Below are 5,220 nucleotides of genomic sequence, written 5' to 3'. Positions count from 1 at the left end.
CGGCTGAAAAGAAAGATTGGAGATTTGAATTTCAGTGAGATAAAAAGGTTACGTGAAGTGTTTCAGCAAATGTTCTGTGAATAATGGAAAGTACGGAAAGAAAAATGCAAATAAGACATTATGAAACCAACTGACTACATCGAATGGGATAACCTGAAGGATATTCCATTCTTCCTCTGTCAAGTAGTCGAGGACAGAGAAAAACAAGATTTGGATATTTACTATTTGGGCAAACGTGTCTTGCACGATTACGACCATGTGGGGCACTATTTGCGGACTGCCGTTATCTTGTTCCGCAGGGTAAAGAGCCGCACAGCAGACTGGGTAAACCTGCGTAACCTTTGGACGCTGCGCAACTGTGTGCGTGAGAACTACAATCACGGCATAGGAATGAACGACCTTATTTTTGGGGAGAATTTCGATGGAGATAATCTCGATACGCTTACACCACTTACAAAGAAACGCTTTGATTTTTTGTGTAAGCGGATTAAGGAACTTGACCCATATGCAACTATTTAACACTCCATTGAGTGAAGGCAGGGCTTGTCTTTGTGTGCTCCCCCTTTGGGGGACGGGAGGGGGATAAGAAAAAAAATACCACCGGAGATGTCGGATATCCGTCAATTCACTCCGGTGTTTTTTTTGCAACTCTCCCGTATCGCTCGGCAAGGGTTGTCTTTGTGTACGGCAAAGATAGTTTTTTTTCCGGAAGTATCTTTGTCTGTTGTGGATTTAGTAGTGTATTTGTGTCAGAATTGCGCAGCCGGGGGAATGGGGGCGAGCCCCCATACTAGATAAACTAGAAAGTTTCGTGGTAAATGCTTTTTGACTTGTTATATGTAGGTTTTTTGAATGATGTTTGGCGGTTTGGAATGAATTACCTACTTTTGGGCTGAGAAAAAACGAAAGCCCGAAGGCAGTAACCAACGGGCTTTGTATTTTAAGAATTAGCAATCGTTTGTGTTCGTTCTTGGCGGGGCGGATACCAAACGAAAGCCACATCAAAATTTCATATGTGCAAAGATAGAACAAATATAACCAACTGCAAAGAAAGTCCGTTAAAAAACGGTTCTGATAGTCTTAAAAAAAAGGCTAAAGTAAAAATCATATCCCATAATTTTACTCGAAAACTTTCGGAAAAGAATCCGGATAGTAAGCTGATGAAAGCATATATGGATGCCCATGTGTGTTCAAATGTTTATACTGTGCAGGGAGGTAAGGCGCATTCCCATTATTGTCATCGGGCTTTTTGTCCTATCTGTCAGCGTATTCAAACGGCACAAAATGTAAAGAAGTTCCTTCCGGTTATGAAGTATTTGGCTTCGGAAGGCAGAGAGTTTTATTTTGTGACGCTTACCTTGCAAAATTGTGTAACCGATGATGCAAGGGTATTGCGAGATTTCATGCGTAGATGTAACCGGATGTGGGCTGATGGTATAAGGACGAAACACAAGTTTCGTTCACTTGGTATTTCGGGGGTGATTAAGAAGGAGTGTACCTATCATGTAGTAAAAAAGGATTTGTTTTCGTTCCATTATCATTTTCATATTATTGTTGATTCATTGGAAGCTGCAAAATATGTAGTAGCCCAATGGAAGAAATTGCATGGTAGTACGGTTGCTGATGCCCGTTTTCAGAAATATAAGAAGATAGAGGATTTTGAAAATGCAGCGATAGAGGTTTTTAAGTATGCTTCAAAGGCTTCTGTCTCAAAATCGAAAGGTCGTGACGGTAAAAAAAAGATTCAGATAAATTATAAGGCTTTGGATATGATTTATACTGCCATGCATGGGATGCAGCGCATGAGTAGTTTCGGACAGTTCCGCACCATGATCGGAGATGAAGCGTTGAATGATTTTAGAGATGAGGATTTGGTTCTTAATATTGAGGGATTGAATGTTGAAGATGGTTGTTATACTTGGTATATGTCTGTGAAAGATAAGGTGGCTGATTGGTATAATATGGAAACTGGGGAGGCATTGTGTTGTTATAAGGTCACCCGGAAGGATGAACTTTTGCAGGATATTTATTTAGATGAGGATATTTTTCCTAATAGTGGGTAGTTGTTAGTTTGTTGTATTGTTTTCTTGGTATGGTGTGAGTTCTATGTATTCTCTATTCATGAAAGGATCGCCAAATTTTCCACTTCTGTCATAGAAGGAAAATTTGTTTTTAGTAAGCTCGTCTATGTCCCAGTAATGTTCTCCACCAAAATAAATGGTACTGAAACTTGGATCACCGAATGACCATTGTCCGTAGATATTGGCTTCTTTTTTATTTCCTTGTTTGTCGATTTCTATATTTGTACGGGTATATGTTCCGTTTTTATTGAATTTGTATGTACCTTGCCAGACACTGCCGTTTTCGTCTGTTGTTTTTTTACCAGCCCATGTAATATCACAAATTAATGAGATTATGCTTTCTTCTCCATGGTTGTAGTATCCTTGTTTTTCAACACATCCGGTGTTTGAAATAAGAAAAAGTGATACTGTTGAAATAAGTAAAGAGATATGTATTATTCTATTCATAGTTAAATATTTAATATTCAATGCAAAAATAGGAGAAATTTTATATTTTTGGGCGAAACCTTTATTTATTAACTTTAAAAAAGGAGGATTTATGAAAAAAGTAATGTTTATGTTCATCAGTCTACTGACTGTTTTGGGTGTTTGTTCGTGTAATGATAATGAAGTAATAGAACCTGTGGTTAGTGATTCTGTATCTGATATGGAGGTCTTATCTCGTTTTGTTGATGTAAATGAGATTACAAATGAATACTATTTCAATGAGAATAAGAAAACGAGGGCGTTGTCTTATGTAACAGGTTCGGATTGGCAGGATTTAGAAAAAGTTAGTCCTTTGAGTATTGAGAAATATAAGAATAACCTGCAGGTTTTAAATGCTCAAGTGGCAAGTGCTATTTCAAATCCTAATACCGCTTATGTTGTTTTTTCTGTAAATGGAAAGACTTTGGTTAAAAAGGTGAAGGAGGATGCTAATTTTGATTTTTCAGTATTTAGGGATGTTGTAACGGAAACGAGGGCTGTTCTCCCTTCTTTGAGTATTAATGGAGGTTCTCAAAGCACTACCGGAGTTTTTTACGATTCCAGTCGTACTTTAAAGATGCAAGTTGATTTGAATGCTTCAATACAGAATAATTATTATTTCTTTGAAGTATTAAATCCTAATGCTAAACCAAGTCCGGATGATAATATAACGACACCTGAAAGTGTTGCTTTTAGTGGAACTGGACCGTTATGGAGTAACACTTTCACTTGGACTTCGTATTGGGATGCAAATGTACCTGGTCAAGGTTTTAAATGGGAGTTTAAAGGAAAAGGTACTACTCCTTCTTTTGGTTTTATAGCTAATTGCACCTTTAGTCGTTAAAAAATGAACGGGATTTAATTTGAATTGCACTTCTCAAAAAAGAGAAGTGCAATTCTTTTTAGTGTCTTTCTATCGGTGTAGCCAGTTACCGTTATCTAAAGTCTTTTGTAGTGTATTCCAAAGTTCTTTAAGAAAGTTTTTAAAGTGGATGTTATTTAGCCAAATTGTAGTAATACCATTCTGACTTTTGGAGATATCTATTTTCACGTTTTTAACTTGGTATGATTTTCTCTTGTCTTTATCGTAAAGGTTTCCAGTGTAGTATATTTCCTTTCCAATAAGAAGTTGTCGGATATCTTTATTTTGTATTCCCATAGTTTGGAGTTCCTCTATATTTTCCTGTGCATTTTCCATTTCCGGAAAAAGGTTAGTTATGGGTTTTAGTTTGGATGCTTCTGCCTTTATCTGTCTGTCGGTTGTTTCCTGTACCCTTCGCATCTCGATGTTGTTGGTTCTTAATTGTCCTTCTAAATTTTGATTCTTGAATGAGAGGTTATAATTTTCTTTTTTGAGGGTTTCAATTTCTTTGGCTTGTCGTTTTACTTCCCCTACATTAAAGACGCTTGTAACGGCATTAAATACGGTTTTTCCGGCTTTTGCGGCAGCTTCTTTGGCTTCGTTGATGTGTATGTCGGTTTTCATGCTGTTTAGCTCTTTTTGTGCCGTACTAAGTTCCTTTTGGACTGTGGTGATTTTCTCGGTTCCGGCAGTGTATGCCCTGTTTAGTTGCTCGATGTCTTTTTGAAGTTGTTCAGCTTTCTCTTTTTCCATTTTGTTTTTGTATTGCATGGCCGACAAGTGTTTCTTGTCTGAAGAAACTCCACGTTCCATGTTGAGACACTCTGCTGTTATAGTCTGCATCTCCGCCATGTCGTGTCTGTTCAGCTTTACAGTTTTTCCTGTATGGCCGTCCGTCCAGTCAAAGATCATGTGCGCATGATAGTTCGGTTTCCATGCTTCTTCCTTTCCGTCCCATACGTTTGCGCCTTCATCCTTATGGGTGTAGATTTGGAAGGCGTGCACTCCAAAGCGTTCTTCCAGTTTTTCGGCCAAGTCTTGAAGCTGCTGGATTGTGGTTTCCTCGCTGATTACTATTACCCCTTCCCGGATTGGGGTAGCTTTCTTCTGTAATCCTTGTCCGGTGGCTTCCTTGTATTTTTCCGTTATGTCCCGGTGTACTTCGGCAATGGAACATTCTACCCACTGTTCGTTGCGGTGTGTGAGTTCCGGACGGATGTAGTCGAGCTCCTTGCTTCTTAAGTTGTGACGTTCCGAGCTGCCTATATTGCAGGCTTCCACTCTGATACATGTCTTTGCCATATCTTTAGGTTTTAGGTGTGTATGTATGTTTAGAAGATGTGGCGTGAAACGTCACATCGCACGGGGTCGAGGGGACACCCCTCGCACACAACCCCTTTAGGGGTTATAGTGTGCTATAACCTTTTGCAAAGGTAAGCCTTCCGGACGGGATTTGCAAGCGCTCTGCCATGTGTTCCGGATGTGCTTGGGAACAGAAGCCGGACAAAAGGGAAAAGGACACAAGGCACAATAAAAAATCATCGGTCGGGGAGCGCTGCACGGCAAGGGGGTGCACCAACACTCCCGACGAGTGCAGCCATTGACAGGGTTCTCGGTGAAAATGGAAAAAAGTTGTTTTTCCTTTTGTTATTGTTATAACTTTACATATATTTGTATCGTGATAATCAATTATAAAGTTATAACATTATGGTAACGAATATTATTCAGATTGGAAACAGCAAGGGGATAATACTTCCTTCCGAAGTATTGAAACAGTTGCGTTTGTCCTTGAAATCGGCTGTGAGCATTTCT

General features: G+C 39.1%; 5 protein-coding genes and 1 pseudogene. 4 read left to right on the top strand and 2 right to left on the bottom strand.

Going from position 1 to position 5,220, the window contains the following annotated elements:
• The 3 genes and pseudogenes from DWW10_RS26635 to DWW10_RS25555 form a co-directional block, all read left to right on the top strand.
• Window positions 1-84: pseudogene (locus DWW10_RS26635) on the top strand (type II toxin-antitoxin system PemK/MazF family toxin); the annotation flags it as partial.
• 36 nt (window positions 85-120) lie between these two features.
• On the top strand, window positions 121-519 hold the full coding sequence (locus DWW10_RS25565; protein WP_005799260.1) for a hypothetical protein: 399 nt from the start codon (window positions 121-123) through the stop codon (window positions 517-519).
• Window positions 520-1,013: 494 nt separating this feature from the next.
• Window positions 1,014-2,063: a protein rep gene (locus DWW10_RS25555; RefSeq protein ID WP_005799258.1), complete on the top strand. Its 1,050-nt coding sequence runs from the start codon at window positions 1,014-1,016 to the stop codon at window positions 2,061-2,063.
• Between the two features lie 3 nt (window positions 2,064-2,066).
• Here DWW10_RS25555 and DWW10_RS25550 read toward each other — a convergent pair whose 3' ends face one another.
• Window positions 2,067-2,528 (bottom strand): hypothetical protein, encoded by a 462-nt coding sequence (locus tag DWW10_RS25550; protein ID WP_005812785.1) that lies wholly within the window; start codon window positions 2,526-2,528, stop codon window positions 2,067-2,069.
• Between the two features lie 91 nt (window positions 2,529-2,619).
• Between DWW10_RS25550 and DWW10_RS26215 the strand changes: the two genes are divergently transcribed.
• Window positions 2,620-3,390, top strand: a complete 771-nt coding sequence (locus tag DWW10_RS26215; protein WP_005799241.1) for a hypothetical protein — start codon at window positions 2,620-2,622, stop codon at window positions 3,388-3,390.
• 69 nt (window positions 3,391-3,459) lie between these two features.
• Here the strand turns inward: DWW10_RS26215 and DWW10_RS25540 are convergent, their stop codons facing one another.
• On the bottom strand, window positions 3,460-4,710 hold the full coding sequence (locus tag DWW10_RS25540) for an NBU/pMV158-type mobilization protein (RefSeq protein WP_117811881.1): 1,251 nt from the start codon (window positions 4,708-4,710) through the stop codon (window positions 3,460-3,462).
• Window positions 4,711-5,220 lie beyond the last annotated feature (510 nt).

Source organism: Bacteroides intestinalis (genome assembly GCF_003464595.1).
Classification (GTDB): Bacteria; Bacteroidota; Bacteroidia; order Bacteroidales; family Bacteroidaceae; genus Bacteroides; species Bacteroides intestinalis_A.
Note: the sequence above shows the minus strand (reverse complement) of the source record. Positions and strands in the feature narration are given on the sequence as shown.

What these genes read in the sequence shown, in the direction of transcription:
- DWW10_RS25555 (WP_005799258.1), top strand. Translation starts at nt 1,014, where the DNA reads ATGTGCAAAGATAGAACAAATATAACCAACTGCAAAGAAAGTCCGTTA.
- DWW10_RS25565 (WP_005799260.1), top strand. Translation starts at nt 121, where the DNA reads ATGAAACCAACTGACTACATCGAATGGGATAACCTGAAGGATATTCCA.
- DWW10_RS25550 (WP_005812785.1), bottom strand. Translation starts at nt 2,528, where the DNA reads ATGAATAGAATAATACATATCTCTTTACTTATTTCAACAGTATCACTT.
- DWW10_RS25540 (WP_117811881.1), bottom strand. Translation starts at nt 4,710, where the DNA reads ATGGCAAAGACATGTATCAGAGTGGAAGCCTGCAATATAGGCAGCTCG.
- DWW10_RS26215 (WP_005799241.1), top strand. Translation starts at nt 2,620, where the DNA reads ATGAAAAAAGTAATGTTTATGTTCATCAGTCTACTGACTGTTTTGGGT.